The following is a 996-nucleotide window of genomic DNA, read 5'->3' as shown; positions in this document are numbered from 1 at the left end:
GCCGCCATACAACAGCGCGCCGAACAGCTCCCATACCGAGAAGTCGAAGGCGTAGGAGTGGAACACCGTCCACACGTCACTGGCATCGAAGCGGAACCACGCCTGCGTCGCCGCGAACAGGCGGACCACGTTCTGGTGCGGCAGCAGCGTGCCCTTGGGCTTGCCGGTGGAGCCGGAGGTGTAGATCACGTAGGCCAGGTTCTGCGGGGCTACCGTAACCCCGGGGTTGGCGCCGCTGTAGCTGGCCAGAGCTAGCTCATCCAGCTCCAGACACTCGATGGCGACTGGAATTGGCAGCACCTCACGCAGGTGTGCCTGGGTCAGTAATAAAGTGATGCCGCTGTCGGCGAACATGTAGCTGAGGCGATCTTCCGGGTATTCCGGGTCCAGCGGCACATAGGCACCGCCGGCCTTGAGAATGCCCAGCAGGCCGACCACCATTTCCAGGCTGCGCTCCATGGCGATGCCCACCAGCACATCCGGGCCAACGCCACGCTCGATCAGCTTGTGCGCCAGCCGGTTGGCCCGGCGGTTCAGTTCGCCGTAGCTCAGGGTCTGCTCGCCGAAGGTGACTGCCGGGGCTTCGGGGGCGGCGACCACCTTGGCCTCGATCAGCTCATGAATGGTTCGCTCATCCGGGAAGGCGACGGTGTTGCGGTTCCAGTCACGCAGCACAGCCTGCTGCTCGTCCTCGCCCAGCAACGGCAGCTCGCTGATGCGCTGGCCCGGTTGGTGCACAATGGCTTCGAGCAGGTTGACCCAGTGCCGCGCCATGCGCTCGATGGTGCTGGCATCGAACAGGTCGGTGGCATAGATCAGTGCCGCACCGATCCCCTGCCCGTCTTCGTAGGTATCCAGGCTCAGGTCGAACTTGGCGGTGTGAGTGCTCCAGTCCAGGCCGGACATTTCCAGGCCCGGCAAGCGGTGCTGGCTGCCCTTGAGCTCGGTCTGGTGGTTGTACAGCACCTGGAACAACGGGTTGTGCCCAAGGTTGCG

At 64.4% G+C, this 996-nt stretch carries 1 protein-coding gene; it reads right to left on the bottom strand.

Annotated features, from left to right (window positions below; translation table 11 throughout):
• The coding region (locus CAG18_RS25905) for an AMP-binding protein (RefSeq protein WP_143492707.1) at window positions 1–996 on the bottom strand (996 nt) is incomplete at both ends.

The organism is Pseudomonas sp. B22(2017) (assembly GCF_002113105.1).
GTDB lineage: Bacteria > Pseudomonadota > Gammaproteobacteria > Pseudomonadales > Pseudomonadaceae > Aquipseudomonas > Aquipseudomonas asiatica.
The sequence above is the reverse complement of the archived record's forward strand: the minus strand, read 5'-3'. Positions and strand labels throughout refer to the sequence as shown.